The organism is Pelomonas sp. BJYL3 (assembly GCF_027257975.1).
GTDB lineage: Bacteria > Pseudomonadota > Gammaproteobacteria > Burkholderiales > Burkholderiaceae_C > Roseateles_B > Roseateles_B flavus.
The window spans coordinates 392,787-415,781 of sequence record NZ_JANZKX010000001.1 but is presented as its reverse complement, the minus strand read 5'-3'; the positions used below and the strand labels follow the sequence as shown (position 1 = coordinate 415,781).

General features: G+C 70.5%; 16 protein-coding genes. 9 read left to right on the top strand and 7 right to left on the bottom strand.

Annotation, left to right across the window (positions count from 1 at the left end):
• Positions 1-104 precede the first annotated feature (104 nt).
• Complete coding sequence (locus O9Y01_RS01850; RefSeq protein WP_269629781.1) at positions 105-524, top strand: VOC family protein; 420 nt, start codon at positions 105-107, stop codon at positions 522-524.
• A gap of 13 nt (positions 525-537) precedes the next feature.
• On the opposite strand, the gene O9Y01_RS01845 is transcribed toward O9Y01_RS01850, so the two are convergent.
• Complete coding sequence (locus O9Y01_RS01845; RefSeq protein ID WP_269629780.1) at positions 538-1,584, bottom strand: RNA methyltransferase; 1,047 nt, start codon at positions 1,582-1,584, stop codon at positions 538-540.
• Positions 1,585-1,677: 93 nt separating this feature from the next.
• Between O9Y01_RS01845 and O9Y01_RS01840 the strand changes: the two genes are divergently transcribed.
• The 4 genes from O9Y01_RS01840 (at position 1,678) to O9Y01_RS01825 (ending at position 8,220) form a co-directional block, all read left to right on the top strand.
• The gene (locus O9Y01_RS01840; RefSeq protein ID WP_269629779.1) at positions 1,678-3,189 is read left to right on the top strand and encodes a DNA recombination protein RmuC; all 1,512 of its coding nucleotides are present in this window, start codon (positions 1,678-1,680) and stop codon (positions 3,187-3,189) included.
• On the top strand, positions 3,186-4,367 hold the full coding sequence (locus O9Y01_RS01835; protein ID WP_269629778.1) for an MFS transporter: 1,182 nt from the start codon (positions 3,186-3,188) through the stop codon (positions 4,365-4,367). Before O9Y01_RS01840 ends, O9Y01_RS01835 begins: the two co-directional genes overlap by 4 nt.
• Positions 4,368-4,494: 127 nt before the next feature.
• Positions 4,495-5,148: a FecR family protein gene (locus tag O9Y01_RS01830; protein WP_269629777.1), complete on the top strand. Its 654-nt coding sequence runs from the start codon at positions 4,495-4,497 to the stop codon at positions 5,146-5,148.
• 39 nt (positions 5,149-5,187) lie between these two features.
• A complete protein-coding gene (locus tag O9Y01_RS01825) occupies positions 5,188-8,220 on the top strand; it encodes an EAL domain-containing protein (RefSeq protein WP_269629776.1) in 3,033 nt (1,010 codons plus the stop codon).
• 12 nt (positions 8,221-8,232) lie between these two features.
• Here O9Y01_RS01825 and O9Y01_RS01820 read toward each other — a convergent pair whose 3' ends face one another.
• Positions 8,233-9,468, bottom strand: a complete 1,236-nt coding sequence (locus O9Y01_RS01820; RefSeq protein WP_269629775.1) for a caspase family protein — start codon at positions 9,466-9,468, stop codon at positions 8,233-8,235.
• Positions 9,469-9,477: 9 nt separating this feature from the next.
• Entirely contained in the window at positions 9,478-10,233 is a 756-nt protein-coding gene (locus O9Y01_RS01815; protein WP_269629774.1) for a hypothetical protein, read from the bottom strand.
• Between the two features lie 173 nt (positions 10,234-10,406).
• Between O9Y01_RS01815 and O9Y01_RS01810 the strand changes: the two genes are divergently transcribed.
• A complete protein-coding gene (locus tag O9Y01_RS01810) occupies positions 10,407-11,153 on the top strand; it encodes a FecR family protein (RefSeq protein WP_269629773.1) in 747 nt (248 codons plus the stop codon).
• A 217-nt stretch (positions 11,154-11,370) separates the two neighbouring features.
• The gene (locus O9Y01_RS01805; RefSeq protein ID WP_269629772.1) at positions 11,371-11,718 is read left to right on the top strand and encodes a DUF192 domain-containing protein; all 348 of its coding nucleotides are present in this window, start codon (positions 11,371-11,373) and stop codon (positions 11,716-11,718) included.
• Between the two features lie 383 nt (positions 11,719-12,101).
• Here the strand turns inward: O9Y01_RS01805 and O9Y01_RS01800 are convergent, their stop codons facing one another.
• The 4 genes from O9Y01_RS01800 to O9Y01_RS01785 form a co-directional block, all read right to left on the bottom strand.
• Positions 12,102-14,138: a M3 family metallopeptidase gene (locus tag O9Y01_RS01800; protein ID WP_269629771.1), complete on the bottom strand. Its 2,037-nt coding sequence runs from the start codon at positions 14,136-14,138 to the stop codon at positions 12,102-12,104.
• 83 nt (positions 14,139-14,221) lie between these two features.
• Positions 14,222-15,082: a bifunctional methylenetetrahydrofolate dehydrogenase/methenyltetrahydrofolate cyclohydrolase FolD gene (gene folD, locus O9Y01_RS01795; protein WP_269629770.1), complete on the bottom strand. Its 861-nt coding sequence runs from the start codon at positions 15,080-15,082 to the stop codon at positions 14,222-14,224.
• Positions 15,083-15,152: 70 nt separating this feature from the next.
• Positions 15,153-15,782 (bottom strand): response regulator transcription factor, encoded by a 630-nt coding sequence (locus O9Y01_RS01790; protein WP_183103233.1) that lies wholly within the window; start codon positions 15,780-15,782, stop codon positions 15,153-15,155.
• Positions 15,779-18,331 carry a PAS domain S-box protein gene (locus O9Y01_RS01785; protein ID WP_269629769.1) on the bottom strand — a complete coding sequence of 851 codons (2,553 nt, stop codon included), beginning with the start codon at positions 18,329-18,331 and terminating at the stop codon, positions 15,779-15,781. The genes O9Y01_RS01790 and O9Y01_RS01785 overlap by 4 nt, the downstream gene beginning before the upstream one ends.
• Before the next feature lie 234 nt (positions 18,332-18,565).
• On the opposite strand from O9Y01_RS01785, the gene aceE reads away from it, so the two are divergent.
• Both aceE and aceF read left to right on the top strand, forming a co-directional pair.
• Positions 18,566-21,277 (top strand): pyruvate dehydrogenase (acetyl-transferring), homodimeric type, encoded by a 2,712-nt coding sequence (gene aceE, locus O9Y01_RS01780; protein ID WP_269629768.1) that lies wholly within the window; start codon positions 18,566-18,568, stop codon positions 21,275-21,277.
• A gap of 41 nt (positions 21,278-21,318) precedes the next feature.
• A complete protein-coding gene (gene aceF / locus O9Y01_RS01775; protein WP_269629767.1) occupies positions 21,319-22,989 on the top strand; it encodes a dihydrolipoyllysine-residue acetyltransferase in 1,671 nt (556 codons plus the stop codon).
• Positions 22,990-22,995: the final 6 nt, after the last annotated feature.

The following is a 22,995-nucleotide window of genomic DNA, read 5'->3' as shown; positions in this document are numbered from 1 at the left end:
GCATGGACGCCGGCAGGGTCTCGTCGGCGCCCGTCTCCGAATCGGGTTATACCGGGCGGGGGGCGCAAGGCCCCGAACCCCGAACCCGAGGAAGGAGACTCCCCATGATTGCCTACCTGAGCTTTGACGGCCGCTGCGACGAGGCCCTGGACTTCTACGCCGCCGCCCTGGGCGGCCGCAAGACCATGCGCTCCACCTACGGCGAGGCGCCGCCGGCCCCCGAGTGCCCGCCCACGCCGGATGAATGGAAGGGCCGCATCATGCATGCCCGCATCGAGGCGCAAGGCCTGACCCTCATGGGCTCGGACATGCCGCCGGGCATGCCCTTCGAGGGCTACAAGGGCTTCAGCCTGACCGTCTCGGCCCATGAGCCGGCCGAAGGCGAGCGGCTCTTCCAGGCCCTGTCCGTCGGAGGCCAGGTGACCATGCCCTATGGCCCCACCTTCTGGTCGCCCGGCTTCGGCATGCTGACGGACCGCTTCGGCGTGCCCTGGATGGTCAACTGCGAACCGGCGGCCGCCTGATCCTCGCGCCTCTTCAGCCGGCCTTGCGCATCACGCGCACCGCCACCGAGCCGTCCAGCGCGCGGGCCCGCAGCTGGCCGCAGCCGCCGTCCACTTCCTGGCCGGCGGAGTTGCGCAGCTTGGTCAGCACGCCGCGGCGGTGCAGCTGGCGGGCGATCTCGGCGGCGCGCTCCCAGGCCGGGCGCTTGAAGGGCAGCTCGGGCACGCTGTTGTAGGGAATCATGTTGAGCACGCCGTAGCGGCCCTTGAGCAGGCGCACGATGCCGTCCAGTTCGTCCTCGCCGTCGTTGACGCCCTCGATCAGGGTCCACTGATACTGGATGGGATAGCCGCTGAGCCGCGCATAGCGCTCGCCCTCGGCCACGATCTCCTCGGGCGTGAGGCGCGGCGCGCGCGGCAGCAGCTGCTCGCGCAGCGCGGCCTTGCTGGTGTGAAGAGAGAGCGCCAGCGCCGGCTTCACCGGCCCTTGCGGCAGGCGCTCGAAGACGCGCGGGTCGCCCACGGTCGAGAAGACCAGGCTCTTGTGGCCGATGTTGCCGGCGGTGCCCAGCAGCTCGATGGCCTCCATCACGTGCTCCAGGTTGTGGGCCGGCTCGCCCATGCCCATGAACACGACCTTCTTCACCGGCCGCTGCCGCCGTCCGAGCACGACCTGCGCCACGATCTCGGCGCTGGTGACCTGGCGCAGCAGCCCGGAGCGGCCCGTCATGCAGAACTGGCAGCCCACCGCGCAGCCCACCTGGCTGGACACGCACAGCCCATCCCGCGGCAGCAGCACGCTCTCGACCGTCTGGCCGTCGCCCAGCTCGACCAGCAGGCGCTTGGAGCCGTCCTCGGCCGGGTGCTCGCTCTGCACGCGGGCGAGGGTGTCCAGCTCGGCCTCCAGCGCGGGCAGGGCCTCGCGCAGGGGCTTGGGCAGGAAGTCCTCGATGGGGCGCTTGGTGGTGGCCTGGGGCAGGGCCTGGCTCCAGAGCCGCAGCACGCGGTGTTCGTGCTTGGGCAGGGCGCCGAGGGCGCGCAGGCGGTCCCGGATGTCTTGGATGCTTTGGATGGACGGCATGTTGAAGGGCGGATTTTACGGGGCGGCCCGCGCCTGTTCGCACAGCAGGTGGGGCCCGAGGCGCCGGGCCCGGCTGCCTGAGACAATCGGCCCATGACGCTTGCCGAACTGCTCCTGCTGGCCTGCCTGGCCCTCCTCCTCGTCCTCGTCGTGCTGGCCCTGCGCCAGAAACAGGCCCCGGAGTCTCCGCAGCTGCAGGCCCATCTCCAGACCCTGGTGCAGGGCCAGGACGCCCAGGGCCGCCAGACCGAGCGCCTGGAGCGCGAGCTGCGCGAGGAGCTGCAGCGTGGCAGCACCGCCCTGCGCCAGGAGACCCTGGGCCAGCTGGCCCAGTTCCAGCAGGCGCTGATGGGGCAGAGCGGCGACGCCGTGCGCACCCAGAACGAGCAGATCGACAGCCTGCGCGTGCAGCTGGCCAGCCTGCAGACGGCGCTCTCCCAGGGCCTGCAGGCCACCACGCAATCGCTGGCCGCCCAGGCGCTCGCCGCCCGCGAGGCCCAGGACGCCGCCGCGCTGCGCAGCAGCCAGTCCCAGGCCGAGAGCCTGGCCCAGCTGGCGCAGGGGCTGCGCGAGCAGCTGCAGCAGCTGCAGCAGGGCAATGAGCAGCGCCTGGCCGAGCTGCGCCTGACGGTGGAGCAGCGCCTGCAGTCCATCCAGCAGGACAACGAGAAGAAGCTCGAACAGATGCGCGCCACGGTCGACGAGAAGCTGCACGCCACGCTGGAGCAGCGCCTGGGCGAGAGCTTCAAGCAGGTGGCCGACCGCCTGGAGCAGGTCCACAAGGGCCTGGGCGAGATGCAGAACCTGGCCCGCGATGTCGGCTCGCTCAACCGCGTGCTGACCAATGTGAAGACGCGCGGCATCTTCGGCGAGGTCCAGCTGGCCGGCCTGCTGGAGCAGGTCTTCACGCCCGAGCAGTACGCGTCCAACGTGGCCACGCTGCCGGGCTCGAGCGAGCGCGTGGAGTTCGCCATCAAGCTGCCGGGCCAGCGCGCGGACGGCGTGCCGCTGTGGCTGCCCATCGACGCCAAGTTCCCCCGCGAGGACTACGAACGCCTGCTCGAGGCCCAGGACCGCGCCGACGCCGCTGGCGTCGAACAGGCCGCCAAGGCCATCGAGACGCGCCTGCGCCTGGAGGCCCGCACCATCCGCGAGAAGTACATCGCCCCGCCGCACACCACCGACTTCGGCATGCTCTTCGTGCCCACGGAAGGGCTCTACGCCGAGGCCTTGCGCCGCCCGGGCCTGGTCGAGTCCCTGCAGCGCGAGCACAAGGTGATGCTGGTGGGCCCCACCACGCTGCTGGCCACGCTGACCAGCCTGCAGATGGGCTTCCGCACGCTGGCGCTGGAGAAGCGCTCGGCCGAGGTCTGGGAGGTGCTGGGGGCCGTCAAGACCGAGTTCGGCAAGTTCGGTGAGGTGCTGGCCAAGACCAAGAAGAAGCTGGACGAGGCCAGCAACACCATCGAGGCCGCCGAGGTCCGCACCCGCGCCATGAACCGCCGGCTCAAGACCGTCGAGGCCCTGCCGGAGGACAGCAGCCAGCGCCTGCTGGCCCTGGGTCTGGCGGAAGGAGCCGAGGCGGCCGAGGACGAGCCTGCATGACGGAGCCCGCCCCGGCCTCCGCCTCACCCGCCCCGCTGAGCCGCGCCTTTCCCTGGGTCATCGCCAGCCTGATTGCCGTCCATGCCTGCATGGCCGTCACGCGCGTTGCGGCCAGCCTGTGGGTGCTGCGCGAGGGGCACGGCGAATGGGCGGTGGGCGTGCTGCTGAGCCTCTTCGCGGTGGCGCCCATCGCGCTCTCGCTGTGGGCCGGTCGCCTGGCGGATCGCCATGGCTTTCACCGGCCCGTGGGGCTGGGTGTCTGCATGGCGCTGGCCGGCGCGCTGGTGGCCTGGGCCTCGCTGCAGCTGTGGGCCATCGCGCTGAGCTGCCTGCTCAGCGGCGGCGCGGTGGCCGTGGCCGCCGTGGCCATCCAGCGCGAGGCCGGGCTGATGGCCAGCGGCCCCTCGGAGCTCAAGAAGGTCTTCAGCTGGGTGGCGCTGGGGCCGGCCCTGTCCAATGCCATCGCCCCGGTCGTGACCGGCCTGCTGATCGACCACGCCGGCTTTCGCTGGGCCTTTGCCCTGGCTGTGCTCATGCCCCTGGTGGCCTGGTGGATCGCCCGCCAGGTGCCGCGCCATGTGCCCGTGCCGCATGCCAGCGCGGCACGCCAGCGCCCGGCCTGGGCCCTGCTGAAGCAGCCGGCCCTGCGCCGCCTGCTGATGGTCAACATCGTGCTGTCGGCCTGCTGGGACGCGCACAGCTTCGTCGTGCCCGTGGTCGGCCACGGCAAGGGGCTCAGCGCCTCCAGCATCGGCCTGGTGCTGGGCTCCTTCGCGGTCGCCGCCACCTGCGTGCGCCTGGCCATCGCCCGCTGGGGCGAGACCCTGGACGAGCTGCGCGCCCTGCGCTGGGCCATGGGCCTGGCCATGCTGATGCTGGCGGTCTACGCCTGGCTGCCGGGCACGCCGGGGCTGATGTTCGGCTCGGCCCTGCTGGGTCTGGCCCTGGGCTCGGTGCAGCCCATGGTGCTGTCCATGCTGCACCGGGTGACGCCGCATGACGCCCACGGCCAGGCGCTGGGCCTGCGCATGCTCATGGTCAATGCGGCCACGGTGAGCATGCCCACGGGCTTCGGCCTGCTCGCCGCCGCCACGCTGAAGGCCGCGCCCATGTGGCTGATGGCGGTGATGCTGGGCGGCGCGCAGTGGCTGGCGCGCGGGATCCGCATCAAACCCTGAGCCTCGCCCTGAGCCCCGCACACGGGACAGCGCACCACAGCGCCGGCGGCGCTGGTGCTTGTCGGCCCGCCGCCCGCTGGCTAGCATGGACCGCAGCCCCGCTGGCATGACGGGGCAGGAGCCGGACATGCGGACTTCACGTCGTCGGGACCCGGGCGCGGCAGCGCCTTGCGCTGGCGCCCTCTGGCTCGCCGCCTGCGCCTGCCTCTGGGCGGCGGCCGCCTCCGCCCAGGGCGCCGGCCCCATGATCGGCGAGGTGCTGGTGCTCAAGGGCGAGGCCTGGCTCGATGGCCATCCGCTGCGCGCGGGCGATCGCCTCCAGGCCGGCGCCACCGTGCGCACCGGCCAGCCCGGCCGCCTGCGACTGCGCTTCGAGGATGGCTCGGTGCTGGTGCTCAGCGATGCCACCGAGCTGCGCCTGGAGCACTGGACCCCCTCGGCCGGCGGTGCCCGCCAGGCCCGGCTGTGGCTCTCGCTGGGGCTGATCGGCCAGGCGGTGCGACCGCAGGCCGGCGGCACCTGGCAGGTGCGCACGCCCTCCGCGGTGACGGCGGTGCGGGGTACCGAGTTCGTGGTGGAGGTGGACGCCAGCCGCAAGACGGCCGTCCACGTGCAGACGGGCGCGGTGGCCGTGGACCCGGCGGGCGCTGCGGCGGGACCCACGCGGCTGCTGAGCCAGCCGGCGCAGGGCACGGACTGCCGCGTCGACGCCGGCTGCAGCGAGGTCAAGACCTGGCCCCAGGCGCGCGTCCTTGCCTTGCAGGACCGCCTGGACTTCTGAGCGCCGCGTCGCCTGAAGACCGGCCATCAAGGACATCGCATGCATGCCGCACAAGCTTCGCACGCCGGCCGCCCCGGCCGCTGGCACCAGCCCGGCGGGCAGCTGCTGCTGGCGGCCCTGGTGGGTCTGCTGTGCCTGCTGCTGTGGTCGCAGCGCGCCCAGTGGCCGCTGCTGCAGCGCCTGGACCGCCTGCTGCTGGACGCCCAGCTGCAGCTGCGCGGCCCCCTGCAGCCCCAGGCGCCCATCACGCTGGTGGCCGTGGACGACCGCAGCCTGCAGGCCCTGGGGCGCATCGTGCCCGACCGCGCCCAGCTGGCCCAAGCCCTGGCCCAGCTGGCCCCGGCCCGGCCCCGCGCCCTGGCCCTGGACACCCTGCTGCTGGCGCCCGCCGCCGATCCTGCCGACGATGAGGCCCTGGCGGCAGCGATGACTCAGCTCGGCACGGTGCTGCTGCCCTTTGCCCTGCCCGCCGAGCTGGAGGCGGGCGAGCAGGCCATCGAGCCTGACGAGGCCGTGCTGCGCAGCGCCTTCACCCGCTATGCCGGCGACGCGACCCAGCTGTTCCAGGCCCGCACCCTGCGCCAGCCCTTGCCGCTGCTGGCCCGCGCGGCGGCGGCGCTGGGCCATGTCAGCGTGCAGCGCGGTGTGGACGGCGCCGTGCCCTTCGACCTGCCCGTGCTGGCCTACGAGGGCGAGCTCTACCCCTCGCTGGCGCTGCGCCTGGCCGGCGCGTCGCGCGGTCTGGACTGGGCGCAGGCCCGGGTGCAGCTGGGCGAGGCCGTGATGTGGCAAGACCTGACCCTGCCGCTGGATGCGCTGTCCCGGCAGTGGATCAACTACTACGGTCCGGCCGGCCGCTTCGAGCAGATCAGCTTCATCGACCTGCTGGAGGGCCGCGTGCCGCCCGAGCGCCTGCACGACCGCATCCTGCTGCTGGGCAGCACGGCCCTGGGCGCGGGAGACGCCTTCCCCAGCCCTTTCGACGGCGGCCTGCCGGGCGTCGAGCGTCTGGCGACAGCGGTGGACAACCTGCTGAGCCAGCGCGTGCTGCGCCACCCGCCGCTGGCCGCGCTGATGGAGATGGGCCTGATGCTGGGCCTGCCCCTGCTGGTGGGCCTGAGCCTGGCGCGGCTGGGCCTGTGGCGCGCCTATGCGCTGCAGGCCGTCCTGCTGCTGGCGCTGGCGCTGGCCCTGCAGTGGGGCCTGGCGCGCCACCATGTGCTGGACCTGGGCCTGCCGCTGCTGAGCCTGGTGCTGGCCTCGCTGGGCGCCATCTTCATCCGCGGCCTCAGCGAACAGGCCCGGCGCCGCCTGGCCCTGCAGGCCTTGCGTGAGAGCGAGCAGCGCTATGCCCTGGCCGCCCGCGGCGCCAACGACGGGCTGTGGGACTGGGACCTGGTCCATGGCAGCGTGCATTTCTCGCCGCGCTGCCTCGCCCTGCTGGGCCTGGCCGCGGATGAGGCGCAAGGCATCGACACCCTGGGCAAGCCCCTGGCGCCGGCTGCGCGGGAAGGGCTGCAGGCCGCCATCGAGGCCCATCTGCAGGGGCGCAGCCTGCAACTGCACCAGGTGCTGCAGTTCGAGCAGGGCGGCCAGCAGCGCTGGCTCCTGCTCAAGGGCGCGGCCATCCGCGAGCCGCGCAGCGGGCGGGCGCTGCGCATGGCGGGCTCGCTGAGCGACATCAGCGAGCAGCAGCGCCTGCAGCAGCAGCTGAGCCACGACGCCCTGCATGACCGCCTCAGCGGCCTGCCCAACCGCACGGCCTTTCGCACCCAGCTGGCTCAGATGATGAGCCTGGCTCCGGGCCGGCGCGAGCTGGGCCTGCTGATGCTGGGCCTGGACGAGTTCCGCAGCTTCAACGAGGTCCACGGCCCGCTGGCTGGTGACGAGGTCTTGCGCCAGCTGGCCCGGCGCCTGCGCGAGGCCGAGGTGATGGCGCGCGCACAAGGGCAGGGCCTGCTGCTGGCCCGGCTGTCGGGCGACGAGTTCGGCCTGGGTTTCAGCGGGCCGCTGGAGCCGGGCGGTGGCGCCCCCGGCGGCTGGCCCGTCTGGGCCCTGCAGCAGCTGGCGGCACCCTTCGAGATCGGTGCGACGCCGGTGGCCATGGGCGGCGACACCCAGGCCCTGCCGGTGCAGCAGGTGCAGCTGCAGGCCTGCGTGGGCTGGGCGCACCAGGCCCAGGGACCGGGGGAGGTCGACGAGCTGCTCGCCGCCGCCGAGTCCGCCCTGGCCCGGGCCAAGTCCCAGGGTCCCGGCCATCTGCATGCCTTCGATGCGGCCGAGCAGCTGGTCGAGCACTCACGGCGCTGGATGCGCGAGCAGATCGAGCGCGCCCTGCAGGAGGGCGGGCAGTTCCAGCTGCACTACCAGCCCTTCATCCGCCTGTCCGATCGCCGCCTGCTGGGCTTCGAGGCCCTGCTGCGCTGGCAGCATCCCGAGCGCGGCCTGATCATGCCGGGGGACTTCATCCCCGTGGCCGAGGCCAGCGGGCAGATCGCCGCCATCGGCCGCTGGACCCTGCTGGAGGCCGCGGCGCAGCTGCAGCGCTGGGCCGCGCAGGGCTTCCAGGGCGAGATCGCGGTGAATGTCTCGGGCGTGCAGCTGGAGCGCGAGGACGAGCTGCTGCGCGACGCCCGCGACACCCTGGCCGCGCTCGGCGCCGTGCCGGCCCGGCAGCTCAAGCTGGAGGTCACCGAGAGCATGGCCATGGCCAACCCCACCCGCAGCGCCGAGCTGCTGCGCCAGCTCTCCGTGATGGGCTTCAAGCTCTCCATCGACGACTTCGGCACCGGCTACTCCTCCCTGGCCTATCTGCACCGCTTCCCCTTTGACACGCTGAAGGTCGACCGCAGCTTCGTGATGCGCCTGGCCGCCGGGCAGGAGGCGCAGGAGATCGTGCGGACCATCGTGGGCCTGGCCCTGGCCCTGGGCAAGCAGACCCTGGCCGAGGGGGTGGAGGACGAGGCGCAGGCCGAGCTGCTGGCCCGGCTCGGCGTGCAGGTGGGGCAGGGCTGGCTCTTCGCCAAGGCCCTGCCGGAAGCCCAGGCCACAGCGTGGCTGGCCCGCGCCTGAGCCGGCCCGGCCTCAGAGGCGGTCCTGGCCGCGTGCCATGGTGCTGAGCAGGCGCGGCGTTTGCGTCAGCCGGCCGGCGCTGACCTGGCGGGCCAGCTGCGCGGTCAGGCGCTCGGCATCGGCAAAGGCCTCCTGCAGCAGGCCCTGGCGCTGCTCCAGGCATTCGAACAGCAGCTGGGTGAAGAAGGAGCCGCGCAGGCGCCTGCCGCTGCGCAGGGGGCTCTCGAAGCTGCCTTCGCGCGGGGGCGGACCCAGGGCCAGCTCGCCGGGGCTGGTGGCCGTCAGCAGGGTGTAGCGCGAACGCTGGGCTCGCGCCGTGGCGGTCCAGGGCTGCAGGGCGATGCCCTCGCGCTGCTCTGCCAGGCCAGCGGGCAGGGGCTCCTGGCGCAGGGACTGCAGCATCTCGCCGCTGTAGCAGGTGTCGATGAGGGCGCGGGTCTGGCGGCTGGGCCGCTGGGCCAGGTCCTGCAGCAGGCTGTCCCGCACGCTGCTGCGCTGCAGGCGCAGCAGGTACTCGGCGGCGTCGCGGCTGCGCGGCCCCAGCGCATCGCCGGAGTCGTAGGCCACGATGGACATGCGCCGGTCGTCTCCGCCCGCCGGTCCGGGCAGGGGCAGGGCGCCGTGGCTGGAGACGTAGATGAAGAGCTCGTCGTCGCTGCCCAGCGCGCGGCCGAGGGCGGCGATGGCCGACTCGATGGCGCTGCGAGTGGCCTCGGGCCCGAGCAGCGCGGTGGTCTCGTAGCCGGCCCGGTCGAGGTACTGCTGCACGCGGCGGGCGTCGTCCTCGCCCTGCAGCGCTCGCAGGTGGCGGTCATCCAGGAACTGGTTGATGCCGATCAGCAGGGCGCGCCGGCGCGAGGGCGGCGCCTGACGCTGGCGGGCCTGGGCATGAGCCTGCAGGGCCAGCGCCGCCTCGCGTTCCCAGCGCCGCTCGGTGATGTCCGCCGGATAGAAAGGCGAGACCGCCGCCGGACCCAGCAGGGCCTGGGCCAGCACGAAGGCGGTCTCCACCTGTTCCTCGCTGGCATAGCGGCCCTGCAGCTGCGCGCGACCGACGGCGTCCCGGGCCACGCGGGCCTCGGCCAGGCCTTCGGCGCGCAGCCGGGCCTGCAGCTGCGCCAGCTGGGGGTCGCTCAGCTGATGAGCCAGGTAGGCCCGCTCGTAGCCGCGCACCTGCTGGGGCGAGACGCAACCCGCCAGCGGCAGCAGGGGCAGCGAGGAGAGGGCCAGCAGCGCGCGGCGTCGCATCGTCCGGCCTCAGATCACCTGGACCTGCGCCTGCGCGCTGGACGCCGGCAGCTCGCCGGCGCGGATGCGGAACTCGAGCCGGTAGACCGTGCCCAGCGGCGCGTCCTTGGGGATGGGCAGGCGCACGAGGTCCAGGTGCTCGCCCGGCGGCAGCACGCGCTGCTCCTGGGCCTGGGCGGGCAGGGGCAGCGCGCTTTCCTGGCCCTCCACCACGGCGAAGAGAAGGCGCTCGATCTGCACGGCGGCCTCGGCACCGTCGGGCGTCAGCAGGATGAAGCGGCTGCGCACCTCCACCGCGCTGTCGGGCCTCGCCTGGGCGGGCATCTCGACCCGGGTGCTGCGGGCCAGCAGGCCCTGCTCTGGCCGGTAGTCTGTCTCGCGTGCCAGGGCGTCGACGTCCTGGCCGCGTTCCAGGCGGGACTCGGGCAGCCACTCCGGGTGCTTCCTGAAGCAGGTCGCGGCGGCATTGAAATAGGCCGAGGCCAGGCCGAGGGCGCCGCCGGTGCCGGCTCCCACGCTGACGCTGACGCCGCCGCGCTCGTTGCTGCGGTCCTCGCTGCGCCGACCCAGGTGCACGCCCAGGCCTCCCAGCGCGCCCAGCAGACCGCCCAGCAAGCCGCTGCCGCGCTGCTGGCCGCGTATGCACTGGTCCAGCGCCGCATTGGCCGACTGCTGGGCCAGCAGGGGCGGCGAGGCGATCATCCCCAGCAGCAGGGCCGCGAGGAGCGCGCTGCGCAGCAGGCGCGGTGCGGGTGAGGCGTTCATGCGGGCACCTCCGGCCAGATCTCTGGCGAGCTGCGGGAATTCTGCGCCCGCGCAGAGCGCCGCGGCAAGGCGGCGATGGCAGGGAAACCGGCGACATCGCCCCCCGCATTGGCGGCCTGCGCAGCCTCGGGCGGGCGGGCTAGACTTGCCGCAGTCCCCTGCAGGAGAAGTCCATGCGCCTCGTGCCCGTTTTCTTGTGGACATCCATGCCCGGCGCGCCGGCGCCTCGGGCAGCGCGGGCCGCCCTGGCTCTGCTGGCCCTGCTGGGCTGGGCCGGCCCGGCCGCGGCAACGGAGCCGTCCCTCGCGGCCTGCGAGGTGCGCTCGCTCAAGGGCAGCGCGCAGTGGCAGCAGGGCACCCGGCAGGGCGCCGTGCAGGCGGGCCTGGCCGTGCCGGTGGGCATGGAGCTGCGCACCGCCAAGGGCGCCCGCCTCAAGCTCCACTGTGCCGACGACTCCGTGCTCGTGATGGCCGAACAGAGCCGCCTGCTGGTCGAGCACTTCGAGGCGGTGGCGGGCCAGCCGCGCATGGCCAGCTTCCTGCTGAAGCTGGGCCTGCTGGGCCAGAAGGTGGCCCCGGTGGCCGGCGGCCACTGGCAGGTGCGTACGCCCAGCGCCGTCACCGCCGTGCGCGGCACGGAATTCCTGGTGGAGGTGGACGGCCGCCAGGCCACCCAGGTGCATGTGCTCAGCGGCGAGGTGGCGGTGGAATCCCGCGAGCCGCCCGACGGCAGCGCCGCAGCCAGCGAGCCCTTCAGCAGCAAGGGCGTGCAGGCGCAGTGGCGGGGCGAGGCCGGACCCGGCATCGTGCTGCAGCCCGGGCAGGGCGGCGTGCGCTGCCAGCAAGGCCACAGCTGTGCCCAGGGCCGCCGCGATGAGGCTGCGCTGCAGCGCCTGCAGCAGCGTCTGGCGCTGGACTGAAGCCCGGGTCCGCGGCGCCGTCACCTGCCCTCCACATTCCCTTACCTCTGTTCACCGCTGCTGACGGACAGCGCGGGGGGGCCACGCTATCTTCCCTCTCCCGCCGGCACGTCCGCGGGAACGCGGCAGCCGGGGAGGGCTGCCTGAGAGCAAGGCCTTGCCGCACAGGGGCTCGAGAGAGAAGCCCCGGCGCAGGACGCAGCGAGGAGAGACTGGAATGGCCACGATTGCCCTGCATGTGGACGGGCAGGCAACGCCCTATCACGTGCACAAGACCCTGCCCTGGTGGCGGCGTCCCATCGGAGAACCCCTGCCCACCTACGGGCAGGCCAAGAGCTACGGGCTGTGGATTGCGCCCAGCCGCACCCTGTCCACCTGGTGGATGAACCAGGCGGTGGACGCCGTCTTCCTGAACGCTGACGGCACGGTGGCGCGCATCGTCACCGGCGTGCGGCCCTGGCGCACCGTGCGCTGCCAGCAGGCGCGCTCCGTGCTCAAGCTCCGCGCCGGCATGGCGCGCCGCCTGGGCCTGGAACCGGGAACGGCGCTGGACCTGGCGAGCTGAGCCTTCGAACCGGGTCTTCCATGCGGACGCTCCAGGCCGAGCGACTCCAACCGCTCCCGCTGTTCCGAGACCCGCTTCTCGGTGGGCCCGAGTACCGTGGCATGCAGGCCGTGTCACGTCTTGCGTGCCGCGTTTCAGGCGCCCGTCAGACCGGGTCCACCAGACCGGGTCCACCAGACCGGGGCCATCTAGCCGGGCCCATCTGACCGGGCCCATCCGACCGGGTCCATCCGACCAGCCCGTCGAGCTGATCCCGGCGGCAGACTCCCGCCCCCAGAACCTTCGGCGGCAGCATCCGCCCCATGGGCCCGAGCCGCCGGCCCGGCGCGCCCCGTGCCTGCCTGCGCACGGCGTGCCCGGCAGGCGCGGCGCGGAGCGCCCGTTCAGGCCGCCATGCCCTGGTGGCGCAGCAGGGCGTCGATGTTGGGCTCGCGGCCGCGGAAGGCCTTGAAGTTGTCCATGGCGTCGCGTGAGCCGCCCACCTCCAGGATGTTCTCCAGGTAGCGCTGGCCCACGGCCGGGTTGAACACGCCTTCTTCCTCGAAGGCACTCCAGGCATCGGCCGAGAGCACCTCGGCCCACTTGTAGCTGTAATAACCTGCAGAATACCCGCCCGCAAAGATGTGCGAGAAGCTGTGCTGGAAGCGGTTGAAGGCCGGCGGCGGATTGACGGAAATTTCGGCGCGCACCTCGTCCAGCACCTGCTGGATGCGGGTCTCGCTGCCGGGTTCGGCATGCAGGCGCATGTCGAAGAGCGCGAACTCGATCTGGCGCAGGGTCTGCAGGCCGGCCTGGTAGTTCTTGGCGGCCACCATCTTGTCGTAGAGGCTGCGGGGCAGGGGCTCGCCGCTGTCCACATGGCGGGACAGCTGCTGCAGCACCTCCCACTCCCAGCAGAAGTTCTCCATGAACTGGCTGGGCAGCTCCACGGCGTCCCACTCGACGCCGGAGATGCCGGAGACGCCGGCTTCCTCGACCCGCGTCAGCAGGTGATGCAGGCCATGGCCGACTTCATGGAAGAGGGTGGTGACGTCGTCATGCGTGAGCAGGGCGGGCTTGTCACCCACCGGCGACGCGAAGTTGCACACCAGGTGCGCCACCGGCAGCTGCAGCGAGCCCTCGGGGCGGCGCCAGCGGCCGCGCACCTCGTCCATCCAGGCGCCGGGGCGCTTGCCGGTGCGGGCGTAGAGGTCCAGGTAGACCTGGCCGATCAGCTGCCCCTGGCGCTCCAGGCGGTAGAAGCGCACGGACTCGTGCCAGACCTCGGCCGTGTCGGCGATCAGGCGCACGCCGAAGACGCGCTCCAGGATGCTGAACAGGCCCTCCAGCACGCGAGGGAGGGTCAGGTATTGCTTCACCTCCTGGTCGCTGAAGGCATAGCGGGCCATCTTCAGCTTTTCGGAGACATAGGCCTGGTCCCAGGCCTGCAGCTGGCCATCGGGGAACTCGGCGGCCAGCTGCTCGCGGGCGAAGGCGCGCAGGGCGTCCAGGTCACGCTGGGCATGGGGGCGGGCCTTGGCGGCCAGCTCGCGCAGGAAAGCCATCACCTGGGCCGGCGACTCGGCCATCTTGGCCACGAGGGACACCTCGGCGTAGTTGGCATAGCCCAGCAGCGCGGCCTCTTCCTGGTGCAGGGCCAGCATCTCCTGCATCAGGGCGCTGTTGTCCCACTCGGGCTTGTCGCCCAGCTCGCTGGCGCGGGTGACGTAGGCGCGGTAGACGCGTTCGCGCAGCGGCCGGTGGCTGGCGTACTGCATCACCGGCAGGTAGCAGGGGAAGTGCAGGGTGATCTTGTGCAGGCCGGGCTTGCCGTCGGCCTCGGCGGCCTGGGCGGTCTGGGCCAGCACGTCGTCCGGCACGCCGGCCATCTCGGCGGGGCTGGCGTAGTGCACCCAGCCGTCGGTGGCGTCCATCACGTGCTCGCTGAAGGCCTGGCCCAGCTCGGCGGCACGCTCCTGGATGGCGGCGAAGCGGGTCTTGGCCTCGCCGTGGAGGTCGGCGCCGGAGAGCACGAAGTCGCGGATCCAGTGGCGCAGGGCCTGCTGGCGGGCGGGGTTCAGCGTCGCCCCCTGCGCCCGCTGGATGGCCTTGTACTTGGCGAACAGCGTCTCGTCGGCGCCCAGGCTCGTGTAGAACTCGGTGACGGCCGGCAGCATGGCGTTGTAGGCCTCGCGCAGCTCGGGCGTGTTGGCCACCGAGTTCATGTGGCTGACGGCGCCCCAGGACACCGACAGGCGCTCCGTGGCAATGCTCAGCACGCGCTCGAGGGTGTCGAAGTCCGCCGGCGTGGTGTCCGCGGTGGCCTCGGCCTGGGCCCGGCGGGCGGCCTCCAGCAGTTCGCTGATGGCCGGCTGGATGTGCTCGGGGCGGATGCTCGCGAAGGCGGGCAGGGGGGCGGTACTGAGCAGCGGGTTGTTCACGGTTTCTCCCTGGGCGCTGGGCCTCTTGCGGTGTCTCTGGTGCTCTTGCGGTGCAGGTGCCAGCTGCGGCGGCGCTCAGGCGCTCAGCGGCCTGCCGCCACCCGCTCGGCCGACTCCATGGTGTTGACCAGCAGCATCGTGATGGTCATGGGGCCGACGCCGCCGGGCACGGGCGTGATCCAGCCCGCCACCTCGCGCACGCCGTCGAAGTCCACGTCGCCGCAGAGCTTGCCTTCGTCGTTGCGGTTCATGCCCACGTCGATCACCACGGCACCAGGCTTGACCATATCCGCAGTCAGCACATTGCGCTTGCCCACCGCGGCAACGACCACATCGGCCTGGCGGGTCATGGCGGCGAGGTCCGCCGTGCCGCTGTGGCAGACGGTGACGGTGGCATTGGCCTGCAGCAGCATCATGGCCATGGGCTTGCCCACGATGTTGGAGCGGCCGATCACCACGGCATGCTTGCCGCGCAGGTCCTTCATGCCGATGCTCTCCAGCATCTTCATGCAGCCGTAGGGGGTGCAGGCCTTGAAGCCGGTCTCGCCGACCATCAGCGCGCCGGCCGAGGCCACGTGGAAGCCGTCCACGTCCTTCAGCGGCGAGATGGCCTCGATGACCTTGTGGTCGTCGATGTGGCCGGGCAGGGGCAGCTGCACCAGGATGCCGTGGATGGACGGATCGTTGTTGAGGGCCTCGACGCGGGCCAGCAGCTCGGCCTCGCTCATCGTGGCCTCGTACTTCTCCAGCACCGAATGGAAGCCCACGTCCTCGCAAGCCTTGACCTTGTTGCGCACATAGACCTGGCTGGCCGGGTTGTCTCCGACCAGGATCACGGCCAGGCCGGGCTTGATGCCCTTCGGTGCGAGGGCGGCGGCGCGCTGCGCCACCTCGGTGCGAAGTTGCTTGGAGAGGGCGACGCCGTCGATGAGGGTTGCGGTCATGGGGGAAAGGCTCCGGAGAATGCAAAAAGCCGCTGGAACTTCAGCGGCTTTCCTGGGATGGGGTGAAGCTTCAGGCCTTGGCCTGGGCCGAGGCGCCCAGGGCGATCTTGAGCAGATCGGCCACGGTGTTGGCGTTGAGCTTCTCCATGATGTTGGCGCGGTGCGCCTCCACGGTCTTGATGCTGATGCCCAGGTCGTCGGCGATCTGCTTGTTCAGGCGGCCGGCGACGATGCGCTCCAGCACCTGGGCTTCACGGGTGGTCAGGCGCGACAGCAGGGCCTCGCGGCTGGCCGCTTCCTGGTGCTGCGAGAACTCCACGCGGGCCTGCTCCAGCATGCGCTCGACCAGGGCCAGCAGCTCCTCTTCCTTGAAGGGCTTCTCGATGAAGTCCATCGCACCCTTCTTCATGGTGTTGACGGCCATGGGCACGTCACCATGGCCGGTGATGAACACGGCGGGCAGGGGGCTCTTGCGCTCCAGCAGCTTGTCCTGGAGGTCCAGGCCGCTCATGCCATCCATGCGCACGTCGGTGATCAGGCAGGCCACTTCACGCGGGTCGTAGCGGCTCAAGAAGGACTCGGCGGAATCGAAGCACTTCACGCGGTAGTCCTTGCCTTCCAGCAGCCATTGCAGGGAATCGCGCACCGCTTCATCGTCATCGACAACGTAGACGGTACCCTTCTTCGGAATCAGGCTCATGGTGTCTCTGCAGTGTTTTGGGCTGTGCCCGGCGCCTCGTGGCGCGGGATTTCGACGGGGATGGTGAAGGCGAACCTGCACCCCACGATCGCCGAGCCATTGTATAAGTTCTCGGCACGGATCCGGCCCTGGTGGGACTCCACGATGGACCGGCATAACCCTAGTCCGATGCCCATGCCATCGGCCTTGGTCGAGAAGAAGGCCTCGTACATGCGCTCGATGACTTCCTCGGGCAAACCCGGGCCCATGTCAGTCACCGAGAACTCGATATTGGCCCCCAGCTCCGGCGTGTGCTTGGGCACCACGCGCAGCTCGATGTGGCGGCGCGAGACCGGCAGGCCGGCGTTGTCGATGGCCTCGGCGGCGTTCTTCAGCAGGTTCATCAGCACCTGCTCGATCAGGATGGGATCCACCATCAGCGTGGGCAGGCGCTGGGCCACGTAGGTGTGGATGGCCACATTGCGCCGGCGCAGTTCGATGCCCGCGAGCTCGACCGCATCCTCGACGATGTCATGCGCCTGCGAGGGCGCGCGCTGCGGTTCGCTGCGCTTCACGAAGTTGCGGATGCGGTGGATGATCTGCCCCGCGCGCTGCGCCTGCTTGGCGGTCTTCTCCAGCGCGGCCAGGAGGTCGTCCTTGCCGATCTGGTCATTGCGCACGCGCGAGACCATGCCGTTGCAGTAGTTGGTGATGGCGGTCAGTGGCTGGTTCAGCTCGTGCGCCACGCTGGAGGCCATCTCGCCCATGGTCATCAGCCGGCTGGTGACCTGCGCCTTCTCGGCCTGCTGGGCGGCCTGCTCCTCGGCACGGCGGCGGGCGGTGATGTCGGTCGCGATGAGCATCTGGGCCAGACGGCCGTCGGTCCACTGCAGGTAGCGGGCGCGCACGTCGAACCACATCTCCAGGCTGTCGATGTAGACCTCGCGCGGGTCCGAGCCCACTTCCATCAGCGGCTGTGCGGGCAGGCCGGAGTAGTCGTCGACCTCTTCGTCGTGATCCGGGTCCTCCTTGCTGCGGCCCAGCTTGCCGCCGGCCAGCATGGCATGGCCTTTGGGGTCGGCGCCGAACCAGAGGCGGTAGCTGCGGTTGGCGAAGAGCAGCTCGCCCTGCTGGACCGACAGCACGGACACGGCCGCGTCCAGGCCTTCCAGCACGGTGGTGAAGCGCTCGTGCGAGGCCGAGAGCTGGTCGCGCACCCGCTTGGCCTCGGTGATGTTGGTCATCGAGGTCATCCAGCCGGTCTGCTTGCCCTTGGGGTCGATCAGGGGCGAGACGTACATGCGGGCATCAAACGTGGTGCCGTCCTTGCGCATCACCTTCACCTCGGCGCCGCCGGCCGGGCTGCGGCCCTGGATCTCCTGCTGCAGCAGGCGGGCGTTCTCTTCGTAGCGATCGGGCGGCCAGTAGGGGAAGGGCGGCTTGCGGCCGATCAGCTCGCCTTCCGAGAAGCCCGTCATCGCGCAGAAGGCGGGGTTCACGTAGGAGATGCGCGATTCCATGTCCATGGCGCGCATGCCGGTGAGCATGGAGTTCTCCATGGCCCGGCGGAAGTTGGTCTCGTTGATCAGGGCGTTCTGGGCCTGCATGCGCCGGCGCATGTGCTTCCAGGTGCCCAGCAGCATCCAGACGGTCAGCACCGACAGCGCCACCACCATCCAGAACAGGGTGTTGGAGATGAGGCCGACCGAGGTGCGGTAGCCCTGGCCGCGCAGCACCAGGCCGTTGAAGGCCGGCGCCAGCGGCACCTCGTGGAAGATGGAGGGCTTCTTGAGCTTCTGCCCCGGCATGGGGGTGACGGTGCTGGCCACGATCATGTCGCGCGAGTCCAGCACCGCGATCGCGTGGCGCACGGCGACGTCGGAAGGCACGTAGTAGCGCAGCAGGCCCTCCACGGTGTACTCGGCGATCAGCACGCCGGAGAAGCCGGTGCGGTCGATCAGGGGCACCTGGACCTGGAAGACCATGGTGTTGTTGGCGTCGCTGAAGGCCTGGGAATAGGCCGGCTGGCGGCGTTCCTTGACCAGCTGGAAGGCGCTTTCCGCGGCGCTGCCGGGATGGCCCGCCGGCATGGATGGATCACTGCCTTCCAGGGCCATGAGGCTGTCCGCCTGGTAGCCCGCGGCGCTGACGCTGGCCCGCCGCTCGCGGCGGTTGTTGAGCCAGGTGACGTGGGTGATCTCGGGCCGGTCCCGGGCCCAGGTGCTGGCCTGGGTGTTGAAGTCGTGGGTATCGGTGGCGCGGGTGGCGATCTCCCGGGCGATGCGCACCAGCTGCTCCTGGTTCTCGATCAGGCGCAGCTGGATCTGCTTCTGGGCGATCTCGGTGTCGCGCTTGACGGCCTCCTGCTCGCGCTCGATCTCCTCGTTACGCAGATACCAGAAGGCCAGGATGATGGCCGCCAGGAAGAGCAGCACCGAGATCAGCGGGCCGAGGGTGGCGAAGCGGTCCTGTCGGGAGGGGGACTGGCGGCGCCACCAGGTGGTGGCCAGCAGGCGCAGGGGTTGGGACCAGCGGCGCAGCTGGGCCTTGAGATCGAAACGCGAAGACATGGGGCGGATTATCCCGTCCAGCTTGGGCCAGAGGCAGCGAGCAATCCCTTTGAATTTCATTATGTGAAACGCTATCGCACGATTTGGAAAAATTGGGCGGGCTGTGCGACACTCCGGCCGGAACATTGGCGGGCCCCGGGATTGCTGCGTCTGTGACGGCAATCGGCGGGGCTTGAAGCCAGGCATCAACACCGCGAATCACCATCGCAATACCGAGATTTGCAAGGAGACAGCATGTCCGCGCAGCCCCAGTCCCTCCCAGGCGCAGCCGCCCAAGACACCGACGCCCTCGAGACCAAGGAATGGCTGGACGCGCTGTCCGCCGTCATCGGCGAGGAGGGCAGTGAGCGGGCCCATTTCCTGCTCAACACCCTGATCGATCACGCCCGCCAGTCCGGCATCGACGTGCCCTTCTCGGCCACCACGCCCTACGTCAACACCATCCCGGCTGACCAGGAGGCGCGCTGCCCCGGCAATATCGAGATCGAGAAGCGCCTGCGCGCCTACATGCGCTGGAATGCCATGGCCATGGTGGTGCGGGCCAACCGCCTGAACCCGGCGGACGGCGGTGACCTCGGCGGCCACATCGGCTCCTTCGCCTCGCTGGCCTCCATGCTGGGCGCGGGCTTCAACCACTTCTGGCACGCCGAGAGCGAGAAGCACGGCGGCGACCTGCTCTACATCCAGGGCCACAGCGCCCCCGGCATCTACGCCCGCGCCTTCCTGGAAGGCCGCCTGAGCGAGGAACAGCTGGACAGCTTCCGCCAGGAAGTCGATGGCAAGGGCCTCTCCAGCTACCCGCACCCCAAGCTGATGCCGGACTTCTGGCAGTTCCCGACCGTCTCCATGGGCCTGGGCCCGCTGATGGCCATCTACCAGGCCCGCTTCCTGAAGTACCTGCATGCCCGCGGCATCGCCGACACCGCCAGCCGCAAGGTCTGGGCCTTCATGGGCGACGGCGAGATGGACGAGCCCGAAAGCCTGGGCGCCATCGGCCTGGCCGCGCGCGAGGGCCTGGACAACCTGATCTTCGTGATCAACTGCAATCTGCAGCGCCTGGATGGTCCGGTGCGCGGCAACGGCAAGATCATCCAGGAGCTGGAAGGCGAGTTCCGCGGCAGTGGCTGGAACGTGATCAAGCTGGTCTGGGGCAAGGGCTGGGACGAGCTGCTGGCACGCGACAAGAGCGGCAAGCTCAAGCAGCTGATGATGGAGACGCTGGACGGCGACTACCAGGCCATGAAGGCCAATGACGGCGCCTACGTCCGCAAGCACTTCTTCGGCAAGTACCCCGAGACCGCCAAGCTCGTCGAGCACATGAGCGACGAGGAGATCTTCGAGCTGCGCCGCGGTGGCCACCAGCCCGAGAAGGTCTACGCCGCCTTCCACGCCGCCCACAACAACGGCACGGGCCAGCCCACGGTGCTGCTGGTCAAGACCGTCAAGGGCTATGGCATGGGCAAGGCCGGTGAAGGCAAGAACACCGTCCACCAGACCAAGAAGCTGACGGACGAGGACATCAAGTACATCCGCGACCGCTTCGGCATCCCCGTGCCTGACAGCGAGCTGCCCAAGCTGCCCTACTACAAGCCCGCGGACGACACGCCCGAGATGCGCTACCTGCACGAGCGCCGCCAGGCCCTGGGTGGCTACCTGCCCAAGCGCCGCGTGAAGGCCGACGAGAGCTTCGTCACGCCGCCCCTGGACACCTTCAAGGCCGTGCTGGAGCCCACCGCGGAAGGCCGCGAGATCTCCACGACCCAGGCCTACGTCCGCTTCCTGACCCAGCTGCTGCGCGACAAGGAACTCGGCCCGCGCGTGGTGCCCATCCTCGTGGACGAGGCCCGCACCTTCGGCATGGAAGGCCTGTTCCGCCAGATCGGCATCTACAACCCCAAGGGTCAGCTCTACACCCCGGTCGACAAGGACCAGGTGATGTACTACCGCGAGGACAAGGCCGGACAGATCCTGCAGGAAGGCATCAACGAGGCCGGCGGCATGGCCTCGTGGATCGCGGCGGCCACGAGCTACTCGACGAACAACCGGGTGATGATCCCGTTCTACGTCTACTACTCGATGTTCGGCTTCCAGCGCATCGGCGACCTGGCCTGGGCGGCCGGCGACATGCAGGCCCGCGGCTTCCTGCTGGGCGGCACCTCGGGCCGGACCACGCTCAACGGCGAGGGCCTGCAGCACGAGGACGGCCACAGCCACATCCTGGCTGGCACCATCCCGAACTGCATCTCCTATGACCCGACCTTCGCGCATGAGGTCGCCGTGATCATGCACAACGGTCTCAAGCGCATGGTGGAGAACCAGGAGAACGTGTTCTTCTACATCACCCTGCTCAACGAGAACTACCCGATGCCCGGGCTGAAGGCCGGCACCGAGGCGCAGATCCTCAAGGGCATGTACCTGCTGGACGAAGCCAAGGCCGGCAGCGCGCTGCAGGTCAACCTGCTGGGCTCGGGCACCATCCTGCGCGAGTCCATGGCCGCCAAGACGCTGCTGGAGCAGGACTGGGGCGTCGGTGCCCACGTCTGGTCCTGCCCCAGCTTCAACGAGCTGGCCCGCGACGGTCAGGACGCCGAGCGCTGGAACCTGCTGCACCCGACCGAGGCGCCCCGTGCGGCCTTTGTGACGCAGCAGCTGTCCACGACCAGCGGCCCCGTCATTGCCTCGACGGACTACATGAAGAACTACGCCGAGCAGATCCGCGCCTACGTGCCGGCCGGCCGTTCGTACAAGGTGCTGGGCACCGACGGCTTCGGCCGCTCGGACTTCCGCACCAAGCTGCGCGAGCATTTCGAGATCAACCGCCACTACATCGTCGTGGCCGCGCTGAAGAGCCTGGCCGATGAAGGCAAGCTGCCGCTGGCCAAGGTCGCCGAGGCGATTGCGAAGTACGGCATCAAGGCCGACAAGATCAACCCCCTCTACGCCTGATCGCTCCCGCGCAGCGCAACGTATTCAACGGAGACATCCGCATGGCAATGCTTGAAGTGAAGGTGCCCGACATCGGGGACTTCAAGGACGTGGCAGTGATCGAGCTGCTGGTGAAGGTGGGCGACACGATCTCGGTCGACCAGAGCCTGGTGACCGTGGAGAGCGACAAGGCCTCCATGGAGATTCCCTCGACGCACGCTGGCGTCGTGAAGGAAGTGAAGGTCGCCGTGGGTGACAAGGTCAACGAGGGCAGCCTGCTGCTGATCGTCGAAGGGGCGGGTGCTGCGGCAGCGGCTCCCGCACCGGCTCCGGTGGCAGCGCCGGCCCCTGCGCCGGCCGCCGCACCCGTGGCAGCGCCCGCTGCACCGGCAGCCGCTGGCGGCCTGGTGGACGTCGTGGTGCCGGACATCGGCGACTTCGACGAGGTCAGCGTGATCGAGGTCTTCGTCAAGGTGGGCGACACGATCCGCGTCGAGCAGAGCCTGATCACCGTGGAGAGCGACAAGGCCTCGATGGAGATCCCGTCCTCGCACGCCGGCGTGATCAAGGAGCTGAAGGTCAAGCTGGGTGACAAGGTCGCCAAGGGCACGCTGCTGGCCGTGGTGCAGACCGCCGCCGGCGCTGCCCCGGTGGCGAGCGCGCCGGCTCCGGCCGCACCTGCGCCGGCACCGGCCCAAGCCGCTGCGGCGCCGGCACCCGCGAGCGCCTCGGTGCCTGCGCTGCCCGCGCTGCCCGCGCATGACCCGACCGCCAGCAAGGGCCGCCTGCCGCACGCCTCGCCCACCATCCGCAAGCTGGCCCGCGAGCTGGGCGTGCCGCTGGACGAGGTCAAGGGCAGCGGTCCCAAGGGCCGCGTGCTGGAGTCCGACGTGCAGGGGTTCGTCAAGGCCGTGATGGCCGGCGAAGTTCAGACCTTCGCGCAAACCGCCGCGCAGAAGGCCGCCGCTCCGGCGGGGGCTGCCGCCGGTGGTGGCGCCTTCCCCGGCCTGCTGGCCTGGCCGCAGGTGGACTTCGCCAAGTTCGGCCCCATCGAGCGCAAGGAGATGGGCCGCATCAAGAAGATCTCTGGTGCCAACCTGCATCGCAACTGGGTGGTGATCCCGCACGTCACCAACCACGACGATGCCGACATCACCGATCTCGAAGCCTTCCGCGTGCTCCTGAACAAGGAGAACGAGAAGAGCGGCGTGAAGGTCACCATGCTGGCCTTCATGATCAAGGCCGCCGTGGCCGCGCTCAAGAAGTTCCCCGAGTTCAACGCCAGCCTGGATGGCGACACGCTCGTGCTGAAGCAGTACTTCCACATCGGCTTCGCGGCGGACACGCCCAACGGCCTCGTGGTGCCGGTGATCAAGGATGCCGACAAGAAGGGCATCGTCCAGATCAGCCAGGAGATGGCCGAGCTGGCCAAGAAGGCGCGCGACGGCAAGCTGGGCCCGGCGGACATGACGGGCGGCTGCTTCACGATCTCGTCCCTGGGCGGCATCGGCGGGCGCTACTTCACGCCCATCATCAATGCGCCCGAGGTGGCCATCATGGGCGTGTGCAAGAGCCAGATCGAGCCCAAGTGGGACGGCAAGGCCTTCCAGCCGCGCCTGATGCTGCCGTTGAGCCTGAGCTGGGATCACCGTGTCATCGATGGTGCGGCCGCTGCGCGCTTCAACGTGTACTTCGCGTCGCTGCTGGCCGACTTCCGCCGCATCGCGCTGTAAGCTCGC

Coding starts and splice junctions, on each gene's coding strand:
- O9Y01_RS01850 (WP_269629781.1), top strand. CDS start 105: ATGATTGCCTACCTGAGCTTTGACGGCCGCTGCGACGAGGCCCTGGAC.
- O9Y01_RS01845 (WP_269629780.1), bottom strand. CDS start 1,584: ATGCCGTCCATCCAAAGCATCCAAGACATCCGGGACCGCCTGCGCGCC.
- O9Y01_RS01840 (WP_269629779.1), top strand. CDS start 1,678: ATGACGCTTGCCGAACTGCTCCTGCTGGCCTGCCTGGCCCTCCTCCTC.
- O9Y01_RS01835 (WP_269629778.1), top strand. CDS start 3,186: ATGACGGAGCCCGCCCCGGCCTCCGCCTCACCCGCCCCGCTGAGCCGC.
- O9Y01_RS01830 (WP_269629777.1), top strand. CDS start 4,495: ATGCGGACTTCACGTCGTCGGGACCCGGGCGCGGCAGCGCCTTGCGCT.
- O9Y01_RS01825 (WP_269629776.1), top strand. CDS start 5,188: ATGCATGCCGCACAAGCTTCGCACGCCGGCCGCCCCGGCCGCTGGCAC.
- O9Y01_RS01820 (WP_269629775.1), bottom strand. CDS start 9,468: ATGCGACGCCGCGCGCTGCTGGCCCTCTCCTCGCTGCCCCTGCTGCCG.
- O9Y01_RS01815 (WP_269629774.1), bottom strand. CDS start 10,233: ATGAACGCCTCACCCGCACCGCGCCTGCTGCGCAGCGCGCTCCTCGCG.
- O9Y01_RS01810 (WP_269629773.1), top strand. CDS start 10,407: ATGCGCCTCGTGCCCGTTTTCTTGTGGACATCCATGCCCGGCGCGCCG.
- O9Y01_RS01805 (WP_269629772.1), top strand. CDS start 11,371: ATGGCCACGATTGCCCTGCATGTGGACGGGCAGGCAACGCCCTATCAC.
- folD (WP_269629770.1), bottom strand. CDS start 15,082: ATGACCGCAACCCTCATCGACGGCGTCGCCCTCTCCAAGCAACTTCGC.
- O9Y01_RS01790 (WP_183103233.1), bottom strand. CDS start 15,782: ATGAGCCTGATTCCGAAGAAGGGTACCGTCTACGTTGTCGATGACGAT.
- O9Y01_RS01785 (WP_269629769.1), bottom strand. CDS start 18,331: ATGTCTTCGCGTTTCGATCTCAAGGCCCAGCTGCGCCGCTGGTCCCAA.
- aceE (WP_269629768.1), top strand. CDS start 18,566: ATGTCCGCGCAGCCCCAGTCCCTCCCAGGCGCAGCCGCCCAAGACACC.
- aceF (WP_269629767.1), top strand. CDS start 21,319: ATGGCAATGCTTGAAGTGAAGGTGCCCGACATCGGGGACTTCAAGGAC.